Consider the following 21,597-nt stretch of genomic DNA (forward strand, 5'->3'; position numbering starts at 1 on the left):
CTGAGGCGTTGGCCTGAGGAGAGAGCGATGAGCACGTTAAGTTGGGTTCGTGGCGTTAATGGCACCTTGGGCTGGTTGGCGCCGAAGCTGGTCGCCAGCAAGATGCGCTTGTTCTTCATGACGCCCCGCGAGCGGCTGCCGCGGGACTGGGAGTTGCCGCTGCTGGCACGCTCCGAGCGCATCACCCTGCGTTTTGGTCTCTCGGCGTTGCGCTGGGGGCAGGGGCCCGCGGTACTGCTGATGCACGGTTGGGAGGGGCGCCCCACTCAGTTCGCCAGTCTGATCAATGCACTGGTCGGCGCCGGTTACAGCGTCGTGGCGTTGGACGGCCCCGCCCATGGGCGCTCCCCGGGTCGCGAAGCCAATGTGGTGCTGTTTGCCCGCGCCCTGCTCGAGGCCGCCGCGGAGTTGCCGCCGCTGCGCGCTGTCGTCGGCCATTCCATGGGCGGCGCCAGTGCCATGCTGGCGGTGCAGATGGGGCTGCGCACCGAAACCCTGGTGAGCATTGCCGCGCCGGCACGGATCCTTGGCGTACTGCGCGGTTTTGCCCGTTATGTGCGTTTGCCGCCCAGGGCGCGTTCGGCCTTTATCCGTCAGGTGGAGCAGGACGTCGGGATGCGCGCCGCGGCCATGGACGTCGCACGCTACCAGTTGGATATGCCTGGGCTGATCGTGCATGCCGAAGACGATCGCCTGGTGTCGGTCAAGGAGGCGGACTTGATCCACGAAGCCTGGTTCGACAGCCGTTTGCTGCGGCTGAAAGAGGGCGGTCATCAACGTGTGCTGGCCGACCCGCGGCTGATCGACGGCGTGCTGACGCTGCTGGCCGGCCGCAGTCTGCAGGCGCGCCAATCCGCCTGAGCAATCCGTTACACTGCCCCGGTCGAATAATCTGACCGGGAGTGGGGCATGGGCTGGGATCTGGCAACGCCATTTATCATCGATCTGCAGGTGGGTGCCGAAGACATCGACGGTCTGGGGCATGCCAACAACGCGGTATACGTTACTTGGCTCGAGCGTTGCGCCTGGCGTCATTCCCAGCGCCTGGGCCTGGACTTGAGCGAATACCGCCGCCTGGATCGGGCCATGGCCGTGGTGCGACATGAGATCGACTACCTTGCCGCGGCCTATGAAGGAGACGAGTTGCAGTTGGCCACATGGATCGTCGATTGGGATCAGCGCCTGAAAATGACACGGCGTTTTCAACTGGTGCGTCCGAGCGATGGCACGACCTTGCTGCGAGCCCAGACCACTTTCGTCTGCATCGAGCTGTCCAGCGGCAAGCCCAAGCGCATGCCGGCGGAGTTTCTCGAGGGCTACGGGCCGGCGTTGCAAGGCGCGAACTGAGCTGTCCGGACGCTTTATCGCGTCCTCCCGACCGACAACCGTCCGCCCGTTGAAATCCCTGTTCCCCAGCGAAACCCAGTAAACTGCCGCACGTTTTTTCCGCGTTCTACATTGAGTGTGATTCATGCAAATTGCTTTGGCGCCCATGGAGGGGTTGGTCGACGACATCCTGCGGGACGTGCTGACCCGTGTCGGCGGTATTGACTGGTGCGTGACCGAGTTCATCCGCGTCAACGACCAGTTGCTCACGCCGGCCTATTTCCACAAGTTCGGCCCTGAGCTGTTGAACGGCGCTCGAACTGCGTCCGGCGTGCCGCTGCGCGTGCAACTGCTGGGTTCCGATCCCGTGTGCCTGGCGGAAAACGCTGCGCTGGCCTGTGAGCTCGGTTCGCCAGTCATTGACCTGAACTTCGGCTGTCCGGCCAAGACCGTCAACAAGTCGCGGGGCGGAGCGGTGTTGCTCAAGGAGCCGGAGCTGCTCAACCAGATCGTCGAGCACGTGCGACGTGCCGTGCCGGCGCATATTCCGGTGACCGCCAAGATGCGTCTCGGCTTCGACAGCCCGGATGGCTCCCTGGTGTGCGCCACTGCATTGGCCGAAGGCGGCGCGGAACATATCGTGGTGCATGCGCGGACCAAGGTCGACGGCTACAAGCCGCCGGCGCACTGGGAGTGGATCCCGCGGGTGCAGGATGTGGTCAAGGTGCCGGTGTTCGCCAACGGCGATATCTGGAGCGTGGAAGACTGGCGTCGTTGCCGGGAAATCAGCGGGGTGGAAGACATCATGCTTGGTCGCGGGTTGGTGTCGCGCCCGGATCTGGCCCGGCAGATCGCGGCCGCGCGGGCCGGCGAAGAAGTACTTGAAATGACCTGGGCCGAACTGATGCCGCTGATCCAGGACTTCTGGCTGCAAGCCAAGGCGCAGATGACGGCGCGCCAATCGCCGGGCCGCTTGAAGCAGTGGCTGGCGATGCTGACCCGCAATTATCCCGAGGCGGTGGCGCTGTTCACTGTCTTGCGCCGTGAAACCGAGCCGGATCAGGTTTCGCGTCTGTTGGGCCTGCCGGTGGCCGAGGCGGCCTGAAAAAATCTGCAAAAAGTCTCTTGAAATGCAATCGGCGGTCCCTATCTAAGGGTTACGCGATGCCGAATTCGGGTCGCGGAGACAAAAAACTTGCTGATTGTTTTCAGGAGATTTGAACCATGAGTACTGCATTTTCCCTCGCGCCACTGTTCCGTTCCTCGGTGGGTTTCGACCGTTTCAACGACCTGTTCGAAACCGCCCTGCGCAATGAGCCGGGCAGCACCTATCCGCCCTACAACGTCGAAAAGCACGGTGACGACCAATACCGCATCGTCGTGGCCGCCGCCGGTTTCCAGGAAGAAGACCTGGAGCTGCAAGTCGAGAAGGGCGTGCTGACCGTCAGTGGCGGCAAGCGTGACGCCAACGAAGGCGTCACCTTCCTGCACCAGGGCATTGCCCAGCGTGCGTTCAAGCTGTCCTTCCGGTTGGCTGACCATATCGAGATCAAGGCCGCCGGCCTGAGCAACGGTCTGTTGAGCATCGACCTGTTGCGGGTGATCCCGGAAGAAGCCAAGGCCAAGCGCATCCCGATCAACGGGGCGCAGCAGCCGGCTTTGCAGCACTAAGCCGCAAGAAAAAAGGGCGCCTGAGGGCGCCCTTTTTTGTGCCCGTCATTTGAGCAACCGTTTGAATTCGGCCAGCGGCAGCGGCCGGCTGTGCAGGTAGCCCTGGTACAGGTAGCAGCCCAGGCCCTGGAGAAACTCGAGCTGCTCCGCGGTTTCCACCCCTTCGGCAATGACTTTCAGGTCCAGGCTGCGGGCCATGGCGACGATGGCGCGGACGATCTCCGCGTCGTTGGGGTCGTGGGTCGCGTCGCGGACGAAGGATTGATCGATTTTCAGCGCGTCCACCGGCAAGCGCTTGAGGTAGGTCAGCGACGAATAGCCGGTGCCGAAGTCGTCCATGGCGAAGCTGACGCCGAGTTTTTTCAGGCGGCGCATCTTGCTGATGGTGTCTTCCAGGTTCTGGATCACAATACCTTCGGTGATCTCCAGCTTCAGCAGCGAAGACGGCAGCCGGTAATGGCTCAGGCTGCGTTCTATGCGTTCGACGAAGTCGTTCTGGCGAAATTGCCGCGGGCTGATGTTCACGCACAGGCTGAAATTGTGCGGGTCCACCAGGCCTTCGGCGATCAGCTGGCTGAACGCCTGGCAGGCCTCGTCGAGAATCCAGGTGCCGACTTCGAGGATCAGGCCGCTGTCTTCCAGGACCTTGATGAACTCGGTGGGCGACTGCGCGCCCAGTTCCGGATGGTGCCAGCGCACCAGGGCTTCGGCGCCGACGATCCGCGCGCCGCGGGCGTCGACCTGGGGCTGGAAGTGCACGCTGAACTCGCCGCGGGACAGCGCCAGGCGCAGGTCGGTTTCCATGCGCAGGCGTTCGCTGGCGGCTTTCTGCATGGTGTTGTGGAACATCTGGGTGGTGTTGCGCCCGGAGTCCTTGGCCCGGTACAGCGCGATATCGGCGCGCTTGAGCAGGTCGGTGGGGGTCGAGCCGTGATCGGGGATCAGGGCGACGCCGATGCTCGGGGTCACCTGTAGGCGCTGGCCATCGAGGAACATCGGTTCGGACAGCAGCTCGCGCAGGGTGTCGGCCAGCTCCCGTACTTGGTCGCTGACTTCACTGCGGCTGCCTTCCAGGCCGCTGAGCAGGACCACGAACTCGTCGCCGCCCAGGCGTGCGACGGTGTCTTCCATGCGCACGCTGGCTTCGAGCCGCGCGGTAACGATCTTCAGCACCGTGTCGCCCACCGGGTGGCCGAGGGAGTCGTTGATGTGCTTGAAATGGTCGAGGTCAAGAAACAGCAGGGCGCCGCGCAGATTGTGGCGCTTGAGCAGGGCGATCTGCTGGCTCAGGCGGTCCATCAGCAGCGCGCGGTTGGGCAGGTTGGTCAGCGGGTCGTGGTAGGCCAGGTGGCGGATTTGCGCCTGGGCGTTCTTCAATAGGCTGACGTCCCGGGCGGTGAGCAGCAGGCAGGCGGTTTCATTGAGGGTGATGGGTTCGACCGACACCTCGACCGTCAGGATATCTCCGCGCTTGTTGCGACCGAGCATTTCCAGGTGATTGACCCGACCCTTGAGCTGCAGCTCGGCGAGCAGGATCGAACGCTGTTTTTCCTCGGCCCAGATGCCGATCTGGTACACGGTCCGGCCGATCACCTCTTCGGCGCGGTAGCCGGTCAAGCGACAGAAGCCGTCGTTGACTTCCAGGTAACGCCCGGTATCGCGTTCGGTGATGGTGATGGCGTCGGGGCTGGAGTGGAACGCCTTGGCGAACTTCTCTTCGCTGGCCTTGAGCGCAGCCTCGGAGCGCTGCTGCTGGGTGATGTCGCGCAAGGTGGTAACAATACAGGGCTGCTTGTCGACGGTGATCTGCCGGCTGGAAATGATGCAGGTCAGGGGCTGCCCGTCCTTGTGCCGGACCACCACCGCCACGTTGTTCAGCGCCTGTTCGCGGATCACCTGTTCGACCCGTTGCAGGCGCTGCGCGGAGTCGTCCCAGAGGCCGATCTGGTCGGCGCTGCGGTTGAGTACTTCGTCGACGGTCCAGCCGAAAGTCTGGGTGAAACTGGAATTGATCTCGATGAACTGGCCGGTTTCCAGGAGTGTGACGCAGATCGGGTCCGGACTGACCTGGAACAGGCTGGCGAACTTTTCCTCCGAAGTGGCCAGGCGCTGCTCGCGCTCGACCTGCTCGGTGATGTCCAGCAAGGTCCCGGCCATGCGCAGCGGGTTGCCGCGTTCGTCCCGATAGAGGCGGGCGCGGCTTTCCAGGAAGCGCGACGAACCGTCGGCCAATTGCACGCGGTAGGTCAGTTGGTAATTGCCCGCCGGCCCTTCGCGCAGGCTGCGGTAAGCGTTGCGCATGCTGTCGCGTTCTTCGTCGGGCACGCCCTCGAAAAACGCATCGAACGACTCGTGGAAGGGGATGGGTTCCAGTCCGTGCAATTGAGCGGCGCGGGCCGAGCCGTAGAGCATGCCGCTGGGGATGTGCCAGTCCCAGGTGCCGAGCTGGGCCGAGTCCAGGGCCAGGTCGAGGCGTTCCTGGCTGTCCTTGAGGGCCTGTTCGGCGAGCTTGCGTTCGCTGGTGTCGAGGAAGGTGCTGAGCAGATAGGCCTGGCCTTCGAGTTCGACTTTCTGGGCGCTGAGAATGCCGTCGTGGATCTGCCCGTTGCTGGCGCGCAATTGCACTTCGAGGCTGGCGGCCTGGCCGCGCTTCTGCACGGCCTTGATCAGTTGCGCGCGTTGTTCCGGGTCGACCCACAGGCCCAGTTCGAGGGTAGTGCGGCCGATGACGTGCTGCACCGGCCAGCCGAACAGGCTTTCGAAATACTGGTTGGCTTCGCTGATCAGGCCGTCTTCCAGGCGAGTCAGCAGGACCATGTTCGGGCACAGGTGAAACAGCGTGGCAAAGCGTTTTTCCGAGCTGCTGAGGGCCTGTTCGCGCTGGCGCTGGTGGGTGATTTCGCGAATCACCCCGATCATTCGGGGCTTGCCGTGTTTGTCCGGTAGCACACTGCCGTTGATTTCCAGCCAATGCAGGCTGCCGTCAGGCCAGCGGATGCGGTGATGCATCGCGTGCTCCAGCGGCGCGCCGGCCAGCACCGAATGGAACGCACGAATGGTCTTGGCCCGGTCTTCCTCGGGCAGCAGGTCGAGGTATTCCAGGTCCTTGGGCAGCGGCTGGCGCGGGTCGAAGCCGAACAGCGCCTGGGTGCCCCGCGACCAGCTGATTTGTCCGCTCTCGATATCCCAGTACCAGGCGCCCAGCCGTGCGCCATTGAGCGCGGCAAGCAGCTGCGGCGCGCTCTCCCAGCTTTGCTCCGACTGCTTGGGGTCGAGCGCGTGAATGCGGGGCATCGGGGGTATGCGGTCAGCGGGTTTTTGCATGAGCAGCGGGCCTTGGGCTGAAAAGAGCGTTGGCGAGGGGTTCAGGGTGCTAAAGGTGGGCACGCGTCCTGCCCGGGCCCTTATGCCTGGGCCCTTGGCAGATCGACTTGTGCGTCCAGTAGGGCCATGAAAGCCCGCGCGGCATTCGACAGCGTCCGTTCGGTGTGCAGGATATAGCCTAGCTGGCGAGTGAGCTGTATGCCCGGTAAAGGAATGCGCGCCACCTGATCGTCGAGCATGGTGCGCGGCAGGACGCTCCAGGCCAGGCCGATGGATACCATCATCTTGATGGTTTCCAGATAGTTGGTGCTCATGGCGATATTCGGGGTCAGGCCCTGGGCCTCGAACAGCCGCTGGACAATATGGTGGGTAAAGGTATTGCCACCGGGGAAAACCGCCGGATGCAGGGCGATGTCGGCCAGACTGACCGTGCCGTTGCTCACCAGTGGGTGCTCGGGGGCGGCGACGAAGTCCAGCGGGTCGTCCCATACCGGGGTGGCCTTGACCAGCGCGTGAGGCTCGGGGGCCAGGGTGATCACCGCCAGCTCGGCGCGGCCATGGAGGATCTCTTCGTAGGCCACTTCCGAATCGAGGAACTGGATGTCCAGTGCCACTTCCGGGTAACGGCGAGTAAAGGCCCGCAGCAAAGGCGGCAAGCGGTGCAGGCCGATATGGTGACTGGTGGCCAGGGTCAGGCGGCCGGTGACCTCGCCGGTCAGGTTGGTCAGTGCCCGGCGGGTATCGTCCAGCACATTGAGGATCTGATAGGCCCGGGGCAGCAGGGCGCGTCCGGCCTCGGTCAGGCCCACCTCGCGGCCCAGCCGATCGAACAACCGGACATTGAGTTGCTGCTCAAGGCCGGCAATACGCTTGCTGATGGCTGGCTGGGTCAGGTGCAGGCGCTCGCCGGCACCGGAGAAACTGCCGGTCTCGGCGATCGCGATAAAGGCGTTGAGGTTGGCCAGGTCCATGGTCGTATTCCAGTTGGTTATCCAAAGTATAAAAAATATGAATTTGAGTTATTTAATGTAACGCCATAGCATCAGCCTCACAAGCCAAGGGGTTATTGATGCTGTTTGCCATGACCCACGGCATAGAAAATGATGAGGAACCGTCTGATGGCCGGCAAAACGCTCTACGACAAGCTCTGGGATTCGCATTTGGTCAAGCAGCGCGACGATGGCTCGGCGCTGATTTATATCGATCGTCACATCATTCATGAAGTGACCTCGCCGCAAGCCTTCGAAGGCCTGCGCCTGGCCGGGCGCAAGCCTTGGCGCATCGATGCCAACATCGCGACCCCAGACCACAACGTACCGACCACCCCGGAGCGCAAGGGCGGCATCAGCGCCATCGCCGACCAGGTCTCGCGTTTACAGGTGCAGACCCTCGACGACAACTGCGACGAATACGGCATCGTCGAATTCAAGATGAACGACGTGCGCCAAGGAATCGTCCACGTCATCGGCCCGGAGCAGGGCGCGACCCTGCCGGGCATGACCGTGGTCTGCGGCGACTCCCACACCTCGACCCACGGGGCCTTCGGCGCCCTGGCCCACGGTATCGGTACCTCTGAGGTCGAGCACGTGCTCGCGACCCAGTGCCTGGTCGCCAAGAAAATGAAAAACATGCTGGTGCGAGTCGAGGGCACGTTGCCATTTGGCGTGACCGCCAAGGACATCGTCCTGGCCGTGATCGGCAAGATCGGCACTGCCGGCGGTAACGGCCATGCCATCGAATTCGCCGGCAGCGCGATTCGCGACCTGTCCGTCGAAGGCCGCATGACCATCTGCAACATGTCCATCGAAGCCGGCGCCCGCGTGGGCCTGGTGGCGGCGGACGACAAGACCGTGGAATACGTCAAGGGCCGGCCGTTCGCTCCCAAGGGCGCGGAATGGGACCTTGCCGTCGAAGCCTGGAAAGACCTGGTGTCCGACGCCGATGCCCGATTCGATACCGTGGTCGAGCTGGACGCCGCGCAAATCAAGCCGCAAGTCAGCTGGGGGACGTCCCCGGAGATGGTCCTGGCCGTCGATCAGAACGTGCCGGACCCGGCTCGGGAAATGGACCTGGTCAAGCGCGACTCTATCGTCCGTGCCTTGAAATACATGGGCTTGACCGCCAACCAGGCAATCACCGACATCCAGCTGGACCGGGTCTTCATCGGCTCCTGCACCAACTCGCGGATCGAAGACCTGCGCGCCGCGGCGGTGATCGCCAAGGGCCGCAAGGTGGCCTCGACCATCAAGCAGGCCATCGTGGTCCCGGGTTCGGGCCTGGTGAAGGCCCAGGCGGAATCGGAAGGCCTGGACAAGATTTTCCTGGAGGCGGGTTTCGAATGGCGCGAGCCGGGTTGCTCGATGTGCCTGGCGATGAACCCGGACCGCCTGGAGTCCGGCGAGCATTGCGCATCGACCTCGAACCGCAACTTCGAGGGGCGCCAGGGGGCCGGTGGTCGTACTCACCTGGTCAGCCCGGCCATGGCCGCGGCCGCCGCAGTCAGCGGTCGTTTCGTCGACGTCCGTGAATTGATCTAAGGAGCGCAGCATGAAAGCTTTCACCCAGCACACCGGTCTTGTCGCGCCTCTGGATCGGGCCAACGTCGACACCGATCAGATCATTCCCAAGCAATTCCTCAAGTCGATCAAGCGTACCGGCTTCGGGCCGAACCTGTTCGACGAGTGGCGTTACCTGGATGTCGGCCAGCCGTACCAGGACAACTCCAAGCGCCCGCTGAACAAGGATTTTGTGCTCAACGCCGAGCGTTACCAGGGCGCCAGCGTCTTGCTGGCCCGGGAAAACTTCGGCTGCGGCTCCAGCCGCGAGCACGCGCCGTGGGCGTTGGAAGAATATGGCTTTCGCAGCATCATCGCACCGAGCTACGCTGACATCTTCTTCAACAACAGCTTCAAGAACGGCTTGCTGCCGATCATCCTCGCCGACGCCGACGTCGATGAGCTGTTCCAGCAGGTCGAGGCCGATCCGGGCTACCAGTTGCAGATCGATCTGCAGGCGCAGACCGTGACCCGTCCCGATGGCAAGGTGTTGCGTTTCGAGATCGATGCCTTCCGTAAGCATTGCCTGCTCAACGGCCTGGACGATATCGGCCTGACCTTGCAGGACGGCGACGCGATCGCCGCTTTCGAGGCCAAGCATCGGGCCAGCCAGCCTTGGTTGTTTCGCGACGCTTGATCGGCGTTGTTGTCGGCGACAGGCGGTAAAGCCATTAAAGAACCATCACGGGCTTGAGATTCAGGCCCGCGTTTCGTTCTCTTACAGAGCAGCGGACGCAGCAGCATTTTCCCGGGAGTGCCCACCCGCACACCGACAGCGCAAATGAGGAAAGCATGAGCAAGCAGATTCTGATTCTCCCAGGTGACGGCATTGGCCCGGAAATCATGGCCGAGGCGGTCAAGGTGCTGGAGTTGGCCAACGACAAGTACAGCCTGGGCTTCGAGCTGAGCCATGACGTGATCGGTGGCGCGGCCATCGACAAGCACGGCGTGCCGCTGGCCGACGAGACCCTGGATCGCGCGCGGGCTGCCGACGCGGTGCTGCTGGGCGCCGTGGGCGGCCCGAAATGGGACAAGATCGAGCGCGATATCCGCCCTGAGCGCGGTCTGCTGAAGATTCGTGCGCAGTTGGGACTGTTCGGCAACCTGCGTCCGGCGATCCTCTATCCGCAATTGGCCGATGCTTCCAGCCTCAAGCCGGAAATCGTCTCCGGCCTGGATATCCTCATCGTTCGTGAGCTGACCGGTGGCATCTACTTCGGCGCGCCGCGCGGCACCCGCGAGCTGGAAGGTGGCGAGCGTCAGTCCTACGACACGTTGCCTTACAGCGAGAGCGAAATCCGTCGCATCGCCCGCGTCGGCTTCGACATGGCCCGGGTGCGCGGCAAGAAACTCTGCTCGGTGGACAAGGCCAACGTCCTGGCGTCCAGCCAGCTGTGGCGCGAAGTCGTCGAGCAAGTGGCCAAGGACTACCCGGATGTCGAGCTGAGCCACATGTACGTCGATAACGCCGCCATGCAGCTGGTACGCGCGCCGAAGCAGTTCGACGTGATCGTCACCGACAACATGTTCGGCGACATCCTTTCCGACGAAGCCTCGATGCTCACCGGTTCCATCGGCATGCTGCCGTCGGCGTCGCTGGATGCCAACAACAAAGGTATGTACGAGCCATGCCACGGTTCGGCGCCGGATATTGCCGGGCAGGGCGTCGCCAACCCGTTGGCAACCATCCTCTCGGTGTCGATGATGCTGCGTTACAGCTTCAACTTGAACGCCGCGGCGGACGCCATCGAACAGGCCGTGAGCCTGGTGCTGGATCAGGGCTTGCGTACAGGCGACATCTGGTCGGCCGGTTGCGCCAAGGTGGGTACGCAGGAAATGGGCGATGCAGTAGTCGCCGCGCTGCGGAATCTGTAATCTTTCGGGCCCACCGCTCAGACGGTGGCCCACTTTTGTATAGGTGTAGTTGCGATGAAACGTGTAGGTCTGATCGGTTGGCGCGGCATGGTCGGTTCCGTGCTCATGCAGCGGATGCTGGAAGAGCAGGACTTCGATCTTATCGAGCCGGTGTTTTTCACCACTTCCAATGTCGGTGGCCAAGGCCCGTCCGTGGGCAAGGACATTGCTCCGCTCAAGGACGCTTACAGCATTGAAGAGCTGAAGACCCTCGACGTGATCCTGACCTGCCAGGGCGGCGACTACACCAGCGAAGTCTTCCCCAAGCTGCGCGAAGCCGGCTGGCAGGGTTACTGGATCGATGCCGCTTCTAGCCTGCGTATGCAGGACGATGCGGTGATCATCCTCGATCCGGTGAACCGCAAGGTCATCGACCAGCAGCTGGACTCCGGCACCAAGAACTACATCGGCGGCAACTGCACCGTCAGCCTGATGCTGATGGGCCTGGGCGGCCTGTTCGAAGCCGGCCTGGTGGAATGGATGAGCGCCATGACCTACCAGGCGGCCTCCGGCGCCGGCGCGCAGAACATGCGCGAGTTGATCAAGCAGATGGGCGCGACCCACGCCGCCGTGGCGGATGACCTGGCCAACCCGGCCAGCGCCATTCTCGACATCGACCGCAAGGTCGCCGAAGCCATGCGTAGCGATGCCTACCCGACCGAGAACTTCGGCGTGCCGTTGGCCGGCAGCCTGATCCCGTGGATCGACAAGGAGCTGCCGAACGGCCAGAGCCGCGAAGAGTGGAAGGCCCAGGCCGAGACCAACAAGATCCTCGGCCGTTTCAAGAGCCCGATCCCGGTCGACGGTATCTGCGTGCGTATCGGCGCCATGCGCTGCCACAGCCAGGCGCTGACCATCAAGCTGAACAAGGACGTGCCGATCGCCGATATCGAAGGGTTGATCAGCCAGCACAATCCTTGGGTCAAGCTGGTCCCGAACCAGCGCGACATCAGCATGCAGGAGCTGAGCCCGACCAAGGTCACCGGTACCCTGAACATTCCGGTGGGCCGCCTGCGCAAGCTGAACATGGGCTCGCAGTTCCTTGGCGCGTTCACCGTCGGCGACCAGTTGCTGTGGGGCGCGGCCGAACCGCTGCGCCGCATGCTGCGGATCCTGCTCGAGCGTTGATTCCCCGATGCGTTGAAGGAGCCCGCGCCTTGCAAGAGACGCGGGCTTTTTTGTGGCGGCCTCAAAACCGTTATCGCGAGGGGGCGAGTTTGCTCACGATAGGGCCTGACAGATTCCGCATTCCCCATTGAATTGCCTCGCCCCCAAGCCCCGGGTAAAGTGCCGCTCCCCCCGTTTTTCCAGAGGTAGCACCATGAACCAGTCCCTTGATATCGCCGTGATCGGTGCCACCGGTACGGTCGGGGAAACCCTCGTGCAGATTCTCGAAGAGCGCGATTTTCCGGTCGGCAACCTGCATTTACTGGCCAGCAGCGAGTCGGCGGGGCACTCGGTATTGTTTCGCGGGAAAAATGTGCGTGTGCGTGAGGTCGAGGCGTTCGATTTCAGCAAGGTGCAACTGGCGTTTTTCGCTGCCGGCCCGGCAGTGACCCTGAGCTTTGCCCCGCGGGCCACGGCGGCCAGCTGCGCGGTAATCGACCTGTCGGGCGCCTTGCCCGCGACCCAGGCGCCGAACCTGGTGCCGGAAGCCAATGCCGGCGTGCTGGCGAGCCTGAAGAAACCGGTTCAGTTGAGCAGCCCCAGCGCCGCGGCTACTTCGTTGGCGGTGGTATTGGCGCCTTTGCAGGCATTGTTCGGCATTCAGCGGGTCAGTCTGGTCGCCAGTCTGGCGGTGTCCACCCAGGGTCGCGAAGCCGTGACCGAGCTGGCGCGGCAAACTGCCGAGCTGCTCAATGCGCGTCCGCTGGAGCCGCGCTTCTTTGACCGACAGATGGCATTCAACCTGCTGGCGCAGGTCGGCACGCCCGACGCGCAAGGCCACACCTTGTTGGAAAAGCGTCTGGTCCGGGAGTTGCGCGAGGTGCTGGCGCAGCCTTTATTAAAGATTTCTGTCAGTTGTATTCAAGCACCGGTGTTTTTTGGCGATAGCTATAGCGTGACTCTACAGTCAGACCAGGCTATCGATCTGGAGGCGGTGCAAGCCGCGCTGGATGGGGCTCCGGGTGTGGAGCTGGTAGAGGCGGGTGATTATCCGACCGCAGTCGGGGATGCAGTCGGGCAGGATGCGGTATATGTCGGACGGGTTCGCAGAGGTATCGACGACCCGGCGGAACTTAATCTCTGGGTGACGTCAGATAACGTACGCAAAGGCGCTGCGCTCAACGCGGTGCAGCTGGCTGAGTTGTTGATAAAAGACCTTCTGTAAAAGATACTTGCCCACAATTTGCAGAATGATTCTAGCCGGGCGCTATGCTTGGCTGGTGCTGGAGGTGAGCTGCGGTCAGGGGCTTCCAAGGCATGCAGACATAAACGCGCGAGCGGCCTCCTGGCTGCGCGCAATGCCTTCGGGCGGCGGCTACAACACCTTCTCGCTGGCCGAGGAATGTTCAAACAAAGGATGAGGCTATGGTTCAAGTTCGCAAACTGGTGTTAGCAATGGCGGCCGCGTCGGCGCTGTCCTCCGGGATGGCACAGGCGCTCGGGCTCGGGGAGCTGACCCTGAAGTCGACTCTGAACCAGCCGCTGGTTGCAGAAATCGAGTTGCTGGACGTCAAGGATCTCACCGTCGCCGAAGTGGTGCCGAGCCTGGCCTCTCCCGAGGATTTCGCCAAGGCGGGCGTCGATCGCCAAGCCTTTCTCAATGACCTGATTTTCACCCCGGTGCTCAATGCCAACGGCAAGAGCGTCCTGCGGGTCACCTCGAGCCAGCCGCTCTCCGAGCCGATGGTCAAGTTCCTGGTGCAGGTGATGTGGCCCAATGGCCGTCTGCTGCGCGACTACAGCGTGCTGCTCGATCCATCCAAGTTTTCCCCGCAAACCGCTGAAGCGGCCGCGCAAGCTCCAGCGGTTTCGTCCCCGGTTACCGGTGCCGGCAAACCTGCCCAATACACCACCTCGCGTCGCGACACGCTCTGGGAAATTGCGGCCAAGGCCCGCAATGGCGGCTCGGTCCAGCAGACCATGCTGGCCATCCAGGCGTTGAATCCGGATGCCTTCATCGATGGCAACATCAACCGTCTGAAGACCGGGCAGGTCCTGCGTCTGCCCGATGCGGTGCAGAGCACCAGCCTGGCGCAGCCGCAAGCGATTGCCGAAGTTGCGGCGCAGAATGCGGCATGGCGTCAGGGGCGCCGTCTGGCATCTCGCGGGGCTCAATCGCAACTGGACGGCACCCGCCGCGCCGGGGCGGACAAGGCGCCAGCGCAAGGCGCGGTCAAGGATAACCTCAGCCTGGTGTCTGCCGAGTCGGGCAAGGCGCGAGGCAAAGGGGCGGCTGGCGACAGCCAGGCGCTGAGCAACAAGCTGGCGGTGACCCAGGAAAGCCTCGATTCGACCCGGCGCGATAACGCCGAGCTGAAGAGCCGCATGGCGGACCTGCAAAGCCAGCTGGACAAATTGCAGCGCTTGATCGAGTTGAAAAACGATCAGTTGGCCAAATTGCAGGCCGAAGGCGCGGGGGCTCCCGCGCAACCATCATCGGCCATGCCGGCGCAGCTGGCTGAGCAGCCTGCGACTCCGGCGGCGCCTGTAAGCGAGCCAGCGGCCGTGCCTGCTCCGTCGGCAACCCCGGCTGAAGCGGCCTCCGCAGCGGAGCAGGCGCAAGCGCCGGCGTCCGACGAAGGCAAATTCAACGAGCTGCTGACCAATCCGATCCTCCTGGGAATGGCGGGTGGCGGGGCCGTGCTGGTGTTGCTGCTGCTGTTGCTGCTAGCCCGCCGCCGCAAGGCTCAGCAGGAAGCGGAAAAGCATCTGCGCATGGCTCGAGCCTTATCCGAAGAGGCCGACCTGTCCAAGGATCTGGATCTGCCGGAAAGCAGTTTCGAAGGCCTTGAAGTTCCAGCGCCGAGCGTCAAGCTTGCTCCGGCTCCGGCTCCGGCTCCGGCTCCGGCTCCGGCTCCGGCTCCAGTCGTGGCACCTGTCGTGGTTGCCGCTCCGGCCGTCACCGCTGTCGAGCATCCGGTGGATGTCCTGGATCAGGCCCAGTCCCATATCGATGGCGGTCGTCTGAACCAGGCCGCGGCGATCCTGGAGGAAGCCGTCAAGCTCGAACCGCAGCGCAGTGAGCTACGCCTGAAATTGATGGAGGTCTATGGCCATCAGGGCGACCGCAGTGCCTTTGTGGTCGAGGAGCGTCAGCTGGTGGCCAATGGCAAGAACCATGCTGAAGTCGAACAGTTGAAGAGCCGTTTCCCGGCGATGGCCGCCGTGGCGGCCGCGGGTCTTGGCGCGGCGGCGGTAGCGGCGGAGCTGGACGCCCAATACGTCAAAGAGTTGCTGCTCGATGAGCCGCAGGAGCCAGCGTCGGCACCGGCTGTCGATGACCTGGATACCGACTTCGATCTGAGCCTGGACGATCTGGAGGCCGCCTCTGCGGCCACTCCAGCACCCCTGGCCCAGGTCGAGCCTGAGCTCGACGAGTTCCCGCTGGATGACGACCTGAGTTTCGAGTCGGTTCTGCAGCAGCAAACCGAAGCCAAGGAAAGCCTGGACGACCTGTCGGATTTCGATCTGGACCTGGGGGAGGATCTGCCTGCCGCGGCGCAAGCCGATGAAGATTTCCTCCTCGATCTGGATGACGGCGTGAAGGATCTGCCGGGAGTCGAAGTGCCTACGGTTACCGAAGCCGCGCTTGACGATCTTGAGCTGCCTGCGGATTTTGACCTGTCCCTGGCCGACGAGATGGATGCCGAGCCGGATGCCAAGGATGCGTTCGCTTCCGAGTTGGACGATGTCAACGCCGAGCTCGATCGCTTGTCGCAAAGCCTTGAGCAGCCGGCGCTGGCCGAGCCTACCTTTACCGCCGAAGACGCGGCAGGCAGTGCTGGCGAGGAGGATTTCGATTTCCTTTCCGGCGCCGACGAAGTGGCGACCAAGCTCGATCTGGCCCAGGCCTATATCGATATGGGCGATAACGATGGCGCGCGGGATATTCTCGGCGAAGTCATCAGTGAAGGTAACGACGGCCAGAAAAGTGAAGCCAAGGAAATGCTTGCACGCCTGGCCTGATTCTCGCGGGTAACAAAAAACGGCAGCCCATCGAGGCTGCCGTTTTTGTTTTCGGACCAAATGGGTGGGGGTTGTCAGTCCAGCAGGTCTTCGTAAAACGCCCCGAACGGCCGGGTAGGGTGGGCGATCTGGATCTCCAGAATCCATAGGCCAACGTTGGGGCAGGCCTCGAAGTTGCCCAGGTCGCCCGCTCGATAGATGGCGTGGGGAAAATCGCTGACCCGGTGGCCCTTGATCTGCAGATTCAACACCCAGCCCATGGCGGTCGCCTGTTCCTCGGCGTAGCGGTAGAGGGCAGGGCCGGCCACCTTGTGTTCGCTCCAGTAATCGCGAACGCGCTCGAAGAGGGTCTTGGCCGCCGCGGCGCAGGCTTGCATTTCGGGGTCCTTGCCGGTGACGAACGTTGCGCCGCAATCGCCTTCGTGGCGATCCCAGACCACTCCCAGGTCGATAAAGAAGATGTCGTCGTCGCCCAGCGCCGGGTCGCCTTCGGAGCGCTGCTTGAAGGTCTTCAGGGTGTTTTCGCCAAAGCGGATCAGTGCTGGGTGCCAGATTCGGTCCATGCCTGACTCGGCGAGAATCTCCAGCCCCAGCGCGCGTGCCTGGGATTCGAGCATGCCAGGTGTGATGCGGGTGGCTATTTGGTCGATGGCCTCCCAAGTCTTGCGTTTGGCATGGAGCATGCCTTGCAGGCTGTAGGCAAGGCCTACGGCTTCTTTGTCGATGGCGGTCATTGATCAGGTTCCGGTCGAGTGGGTTTTGTTTTTTCGCTATATATTTCGATATATAGCGTTTGCCCGTGTTTATGTGCAATCCCCTTGCTGTTCGTCACTGTGTCGCGAACAAGCCTCAACTAAAAGTCGGCGGTGCATGGCGTCTGCCTGTGGGCGCTTTATAATGGTCGCCTTTGCGCATATCAGCAGGCTGTAAGTTCTTGGCAAATATAGATAACGCGGCCGCCGAAATGGCGGCCGCAGGCTTTTTCAGAATCGCGTTGGGCGTCGAATACAAGGGCTCGCGTTACCGCGGCTGGCAACGACAGGCTTCCGGTGTTCCAAGTGTCCAGGAAGCGCTTGAAAAGGCGCTGTCCCGGGTGGCGGATTCGCCGGTTCTGTTGTCCTGCGCCGGGCGTACCGATGCGGGCGTGCATGCCTGCGGGCAGGTCGTGCACTTCGATACCCAGGCCGAGCGTTCGATGAAGGCTTGGGTGATGGGGGCCAATATCAACCTGCCCCACGACATCAGCGTGAGCTGGGCCAAGGTCATGCCGGCGCATTTTCATGCGCGGTTCAAGGCGATCGCCCGTCGCTATCGCTACGTGATCTACAACGATCAGATCCGTCCGGCGCACTTGAACGAGGAGATCACCTGGAACCATCGCCCGCTGGATGTCGAGCGCATGGCCGAGGCGGCCCAGCACCTGGTGGGTACCCATGATTTCAGCGCGTTTCGCGCCGGGCAGTGCCAGGCCAAGTCACCGATCAAGGAAATCCACCATCTGCGGGTTACCCAGCATGGCAAGATGATCGTCCTGGACATCCGCGCCAGCGCATTCCTGCATCACATGGTGCGCAATATCGCCGGGGTGCTGATGACTATCGGCGCGGGTGAGCGGCCGGTCGAGTGGGCCAGGGACGTGCTCGAGAGCCGGGTCCGCCGCACGGGCGGGGTGACCGCGCATCCTTTCGGGCTTTATCTGGTGCAGGTCGAGTACCGCGACGAGTTCGAATTGCCGGAGCGATACATCGGGCCACATTTCCTCACCGGCTTCTCCGAACTTGACGGCTGACGCCCGGAAAAGCATTTGCTACCATCCGGGACTTTCCCGATTTTGCCCTGAGGTTCAAACGACATGTCAGCCGTTCGCAGCAAAATTTGTGGGATTACCCGCATTGAAGATGCGCTGGCGGCGGTCGAGGCCGGGGCCGATGCCATCGGACTGGTGTTCTATGCCAAGAGCCCGCGGGCGGTAAATGTCCAGCAGGCCCGGGCCATCATTGCCGCGCTGCCGCCGTTCGTGACCACCGTGGGCCTGTTCGTCAATGCCAGTCGCTGCGAGCTGGGCGAGATCCTCGACGCGGTGCCGCTGGACCTGTTGCAGTTTCATGGCGACGAAACGCCAGCGGATTGCGAGGGGTATCACCGTCCCTATATCAAGGCGCTGCGGGTCAAGGCCGGCGATGACATTGCCGGCAGTTGCGCGGCCTATACGCGGGCCAGCGGCATCCTGCTCGATACCTATGTCGAGGGCGTCCCGGGGGGAACCGGCGAAGCCTTCGACTGGTCACTGGTACCACAAGGCTTGAGCAAGCCGATCATCCTGGCCGGCGGCCTGTCCGCCGAGAATGTCGGCCAGGCGATCGCGCAGGTTTGCCCGTACGCGGTCGACGTCAGCGGTGGGGTGGAGCAAGGCAAGGGCATCAAGGATCACGCAAAGATTCGCGCGTTCATGCAGGCCGTTCGCGGCAGCTGTTAGTCGATGTGACGGCTGGCAGTCTGCCGCCGTCCATAACACCACTGTACAAAACAGGCCGGCGCCGTCGCTGGGCGGGCCGAAAGCGAAGTGGCAACCGCTCTACCCGGGGGTTGTCGGGATGGCTGAGGAGCCGTTCGCTACAGGCAGGTCAAGCTCGCGCTGACCGCGGTAACGAACAGATCATCGCCGCACACATGAATTGAGCTCAAGGGCATACGCGGGGCTGCGAACCAGAGCGTTCGGGCCGCCGGTACTGGAGAAAGAAAGCATGAGCAACTGGTTAGTAGACAAACTGATCCCTTCGATCATGCGTTCCGAGGTGAAGAAAAGCTCGGTGCCTGAAGGCCTGTGGCACAAGTGCCCGTCCTGCGAGGCGGTGCTGTATCGTCCGGAGCTGGAAAAGACCCTGGACGTTTGCCCCAAGTGCAACCATCACATGCGTATCGGCGCTCGCGCTCGTATTGACATCTTTCTGGATGCCGAAGGTCGTGCCGAGCTGGGTGCCGATCTGGAGCCGGTAGACCGCCTGAAATTCCGGGATGGCAAGAAGTACAAGGACCGCCTGACCGCGGCCCAGAAGCAGACCGGCGAGAAAGACGCGTTGGTCTCCATGAGCGGCACCCTGCTGGGCATGCCGGTGGTGGTGTCGGCGTTCGAGTTCTCCTTCATGGGCGGTTCCATGGGGGCGATTGTCGGCGAGCGTTTTGTGCGGGCTGCCAACTATGCGCTGGAAAAGCGTTGCCCCATGGTCTGCTTCTCGGCCTCCGGTGGCGCGCGGATGCAGGAAGCCCTGATCTCGCTGATGCAAATGGCCAAGACCTCCGCGGTGCTGGCGCGTCTGCGCGAGGAAGGGCTGCCATTTATCTCCGTGTTGACCGACCCGGTCTACGGTGGTGTTTCCGCCAGCCTGGCGATGCTGGGTGATGTGATTGTTGCCGAGCCCAAGGCTCTGGTTGGTTTCGCGGGCCCGCGCGTGATCGAGCAGACCGTACGCGAAAAACTGCCGGAAGGTTTCCAGCGCAGCGAGTTCCTGCTGGAGCATGGCGCCATCGACATGATCATCTCGCGCCAGGAGCTGCGTCCGCGCCTGGGCAATCTGCTGGCTCAGTTGATGGGCTTGCCGACGCCTGAGTTCGTGGCCGCGCCTATCGAGCCGATCGTGGTTCCGCCGGTGCCTGCAAACATATGACCGAACGTACCCTTGGCGACTGGCTTGCCTACCTCGAGCAGTTGCACCCGTCAGCCATCGACATGGGGCTGGAGCGCTCGCAAGAAGTAGCATCCCGCATGGGATTGAGCAGGCTGGCGCCTCGGGTCATTACGGTTACCGGGACCAACGGCAAAGGTTCTACCTGCGCGTTCGTCGCTTCCTTGCTGCGCGTCCAGGGGCTGAGGGTCGGTGTCTACAACTCTCCTCACTTGCTGCGTTACAACGAACGCGTTCAGATCGATGGCGTCGAAGCCAGCGATGCCGAGTTGTGCGAGGCTTTTGTCGCGGTCGAAGCCGGGCGCGGCGAAATCTCACTGACTTACTTCGAGATGGGGACACTGGCGGCTTTCTGGCTGTTCCAGCGCGCCGGTCTCGACGCGGTGGTGCTGGAAGTCGGCCTGGGCGGGCGCCTGGATGCGGTCAATCTGGCGGACGCCGACCTGGCGCTGGTTACCAGTATCGGCGTCGACCATACCGATTACCTGGGTGATACCCGTGAATCCGTTGCCTTCGAGAAAGCTGGCATCTTCCGTCAGGGCGCGCCGGCACTTTGTGGCGACCTGAATCCGCCTCAGCCGCTGCTGGATAAAGCTCGTGAGTTGAGCTGCCCGTTCTTCTTGCGGGGACGCGATTTCGACCTGGGGGTGACCGAGAGTGGCTGGCAGTGGCGAGGGCTCGACGCACGGGGCAATGCCGTCGAATTGCGTGACCTGCCGTTGCTCGATCTGCCCATGGAAAACGCCGCGCTGGCCTTGCAGGCCTATCTGCTTCTGGGGTTGCCTTGGCAGGCCGGGCAAATAGCCGAGGCCCTGCGGCAGACGCGAGTGGTCGGGCGTCTGGATCGCCGCCAGTTCGAGTGGCAGGGTAAGCGCCTGAATCTGTTGCTGGATGTAGGGCATAACCCGCATGCCGCGGAGTATCTGGCCGAGCGCCTGATGCGGCGGCCAGTGACGGGCAAGCGCCTGGCTGTATTCGGCCTGTTGGCGGACAAGGACCTGGAGGGTGTGGTTGCCTGCCTGAATGCCTGTGTCGAACATTGGGCGGTGGCGCCACTGGATTCTGCTCGGGCGCGGCCTGTCGCGGACTTGCGGGCGGCACTGGAGAACCTTGGGGCTTCGGTGGCGTCCTATGGCAGTGTCGCCGCTGCGCTGGAAGGGCAGTGCGCGCGGGCTACGGCTGAAGACGAGATTCTGTTGTTCGGATCTTTTTATTGTGTTGCCGAGGCGCTCGAGTGGCTCGCCCGGCGCTCCACGGAGGAAGCTGCACATGGCTATGCTGGATAATGTCTACAAGCAGCGAATGGTGGGGGCTTTGGTCCTGGTGGCGTTGGCGGTGATTTTCCTGCCGATGCTGTTTTCCCGCGAAGATGAGCAGCGTCATGTCAGCGTCGAGGCGCCAGCGGTGCCTCAGGCCCCGGCTGTCACCCAGATTCAGGTAGAGCCAGTGGTGGTGCCTGAGCCGCAAGCGCTGCCGCAGGAGCCGGTGCCCACCGATGACGAGGTGGCCCAGCAAGCCGCGCCTTCGATGCCGATCACGCCAAGCACGCCAGTGGCACCGGTAGCACCGCCTGTCGCAGCGATCAAACCTGTTGCTCCGGCGCCCGCGCCGACGCCAAAACCGGCGCCCGCCCAGCCGATTGCTGCTGTGCCAACCAAGCCCGATACGACTCAGAGTCGTGTCGATGCGAACGGCCTGTCGGTCAGTTGGTCGGTGCAGTTGGCGAGCCTTTCCAGTCGGGAAAGCGCGGAAAACCTGCAGAAAACCCTGCGCAGCCAGGGTTACAACGCCTATATCCGTTCGGCTGATGGCAAGAACCGGGTGTTCGTCGGTCCTTTGATCGAGCGTGCCGAGGCAGACCGTCTGCGCGACCTGCTGGGCCGCCAGCAGAACCTCAAGGGGTTTGTCGTACGCTTCCAGCCAGAGCGTGGTTAAGGCTGTCGCCTTGATTTGCAAAGCACAGTGAATCGCAGCTTACCGACGGGCATGCG

Annotated in this window: 18 protein-coding genes; 15 read left to right on the forward strand and 3 right to left on the reverse strand. The window is 62.9% G+C overall.

Features of this window, described 5'->3' with window-relative positions:
- The first annotated feature begins 27 nt into the window (after positions 1-27).
- From BTN82_RS09805 to BTN82_RS09820, 4 genes are all read left to right on the forward strand, one after another.
- Positions 28-861 (forward strand): alpha/beta fold hydrolase, encoded by an 834-nt coding sequence (locus BTN82_RS09805; protein WP_075118927.1) that lies wholly within the window; start codon positions 28-30, stop codon positions 859-861.
- A 48-nt stretch (positions 862-909) separates the two neighbouring features.
- Positions 910-1,347: an acyl-CoA thioesterase gene (locus tag BTN82_RS09810; RefSeq protein WP_075118928.1), complete on the forward strand. Its 438-nt coding sequence runs from the start codon at positions 910-912 to the stop codon at positions 1,345-1,347.
- Positions 1,348-1,471: 124 nt separating this feature from the next.
- Positions 1,472-2,431, forward strand: a complete 960-nt coding sequence (locus tag BTN82_RS09815) for a tRNA dihydrouridine synthase (RefSeq protein WP_075118929.1) — start codon at positions 1,472-1,474, stop codon at positions 2,429-2,431.
- Between the two features lie 119 nt (positions 2,432-2,550).
- Positions 2,551-2,997, forward strand: coding sequence for an Hsp20 family protein (locus BTN82_RS09820; protein WP_075118930.1), 447 nt, complete (start codon positions 2,551-2,553; stop codon positions 2,995-2,997).
- A 45-nt stretch (positions 2,998-3,042) separates the two neighbouring features.
- Here the strand turns inward: BTN82_RS09820 and BTN82_RS09825 are convergent, their stop codons facing one another.
- Together BTN82_RS09825 and BTN82_RS09830 are read right to left on the reverse strand one after the other, a co-directional pair.
- The gene (locus BTN82_RS09825; RefSeq protein WP_075118931.1) at positions 3,043-6,321 is read right to left on the reverse strand and encodes an EAL domain-containing protein; all 3,279 of its coding nucleotides are present in this window, start codon (positions 6,319-6,321) and stop codon (positions 3,043-3,045) included.
- An 80-nt stretch (positions 6,322-6,401) separates the two neighbouring features.
- Complete coding sequence (locus tag BTN82_RS09830) at positions 6,402-7,292, reverse strand: LysR family transcriptional regulator (protein ID WP_075118932.1); 891 nt, start codon at positions 7,290-7,292, stop codon at positions 6,402-6,404.
- 147 nt (positions 7,293-7,439) lie between these two features.
- Here BTN82_RS09830 and leuC point away from each other — a divergent pair, with 147 nt between their 5' ends.
- The 6 genes from leuC to BTN82_RS09860 all read left to right on the forward strand — a co-directional run bounded on the left by leuC (position 7,440) and on the right by BTN82_RS09860 (position 15,923).
- Positions 7,440-8,858: a 3-isopropylmalate dehydratase large subunit gene (leuC, locus tag BTN82_RS09835; RefSeq protein WP_075118933.1), complete on the forward strand. Its 1,419-nt coding sequence runs from the start codon at positions 7,440-7,442 to the stop codon at positions 8,856-8,858.
- Between the two features lie 10 nt (positions 8,859-8,868).
- Positions 8,869-9,513 (forward strand): 3-isopropylmalate dehydratase small subunit, encoded by a 645-nt coding sequence (leuD, locus tag BTN82_RS09840; RefSeq protein ID WP_075118934.1) that lies wholly within the window; start codon positions 8,869-8,871, stop codon positions 9,511-9,513.
- A gap of 155 nt (positions 9,514-9,668) precedes the next feature.
- A complete protein-coding gene (gene leuB, locus BTN82_RS09845) occupies positions 9,669-10,751 on the forward strand; it encodes a 3-isopropylmalate dehydrogenase (RefSeq protein ID WP_075118935.1) in 1,083 nt (360 codons plus the stop codon).
- Between the two features lie 54 nt (positions 10,752-10,805).
- Positions 10,806-11,918: an aspartate-semialdehyde dehydrogenase gene (gene asd, locus BTN82_RS09850; protein WP_007921989.1), complete on the forward strand. Its 1,113-nt coding sequence runs from the start codon at positions 10,806-10,808 to the stop codon at positions 11,916-11,918.
- Positions 11,919-12,111: 193 nt separating this feature from the next.
- Positions 12,112-13,122 (forward strand): aspartate-semialdehyde dehydrogenase, encoded by a 1,011-nt coding sequence (locus BTN82_RS09855; protein ID WP_075118936.1) that lies wholly within the window; start codon positions 12,112-12,114, stop codon positions 13,120-13,122.
- A gap of 200 nt (positions 13,123-13,322) precedes the next feature.
- Complete coding sequence (locus BTN82_RS09860; RefSeq protein WP_075118937.1) at positions 13,323-15,923, forward strand: FimV/HubP family polar landmark protein; 2,601 nt, start codon at positions 13,323-13,325, stop codon at positions 15,921-15,923.
- Positions 15,924-15,997: 74 nt separating this feature from the next.
- Here BTN82_RS09860 and BTN82_RS09865 read toward each other — a convergent pair whose 3' ends face one another.
- Positions 15,998-16,657, reverse strand: a complete 660-nt coding sequence (locus BTN82_RS09865; RefSeq protein ID WP_075118938.1) for a M24 family metallopeptidase — start codon at positions 16,655-16,657, stop codon at positions 15,998-16,000.
- Positions 16,658-16,887: 230 nt separating this feature from the next.
- On the opposite strand from BTN82_RS09865, the gene truA reads away from it, so the two are divergent.
- The 5 genes from truA to BTN82_RS09890 all read left to right on the forward strand — a co-directional run bounded on the left by truA (position 16,888) and on the right by BTN82_RS09890 (position 21,541).
- Positions 16,888-17,712 carry a tRNA pseudouridine(38-40) synthase TruA gene (gene truA, locus BTN82_RS09870; protein ID WP_075118939.1) on the forward strand — a complete coding sequence of 275 codons (825 nt, stop codon included), beginning with the start codon at positions 16,888-16,890 and terminating at the stop codon, positions 17,710-17,712.
- A 63-nt stretch (positions 17,713-17,775) separates the two neighbouring features.
- On the forward strand, positions 17,776-18,399 hold the full coding sequence (locus tag BTN82_RS09875; protein WP_075118940.1) for a phosphoribosylanthranilate isomerase: 624 nt from the start codon (positions 17,776-17,778) through the stop codon (positions 18,397-18,399).
- Positions 18,400-18,667: 268 nt separating this feature from the next.
- Entirely contained in the window at positions 18,668-19,588 is a 921-nt protein-coding gene (gene accD / locus BTN82_RS09880) for an acetyl-CoA carboxylase, carboxyltransferase subunit beta (protein ID WP_075118941.1), read from the forward strand.
- Positions 19,585-20,892 (forward strand): bifunctional tetrahydrofolate synthase/dihydrofolate synthase, encoded by a 1,308-nt coding sequence (folC, locus tag BTN82_RS09885; RefSeq protein ID WP_075118942.1) that lies wholly within the window; start codon positions 19,585-19,587, stop codon positions 20,890-20,892. Before accD ends, folC begins: the two co-directional genes overlap by 4 nt.
- Positions 20,876-21,541, forward strand: coding sequence for an SPOR domain-containing protein (locus BTN82_RS09890; RefSeq protein ID WP_075118943.1), 666 nt, complete (start codon positions 20,876-20,878; stop codon positions 21,539-21,541). Before folC ends, BTN82_RS09890 begins: the two co-directional genes overlap by 17 nt.
- Positions 21,542-21,597: the final 56 nt, after the last annotated feature.

The organism is Pseudomonas chlororaphis, from assembly GCF_001921865.1.
GTDB lineage: Bacteria > Pseudomonadota > Gammaproteobacteria > Pseudomonadales > Pseudomonadaceae > Aquipseudomonas > Aquipseudomonas chlororaphis_D.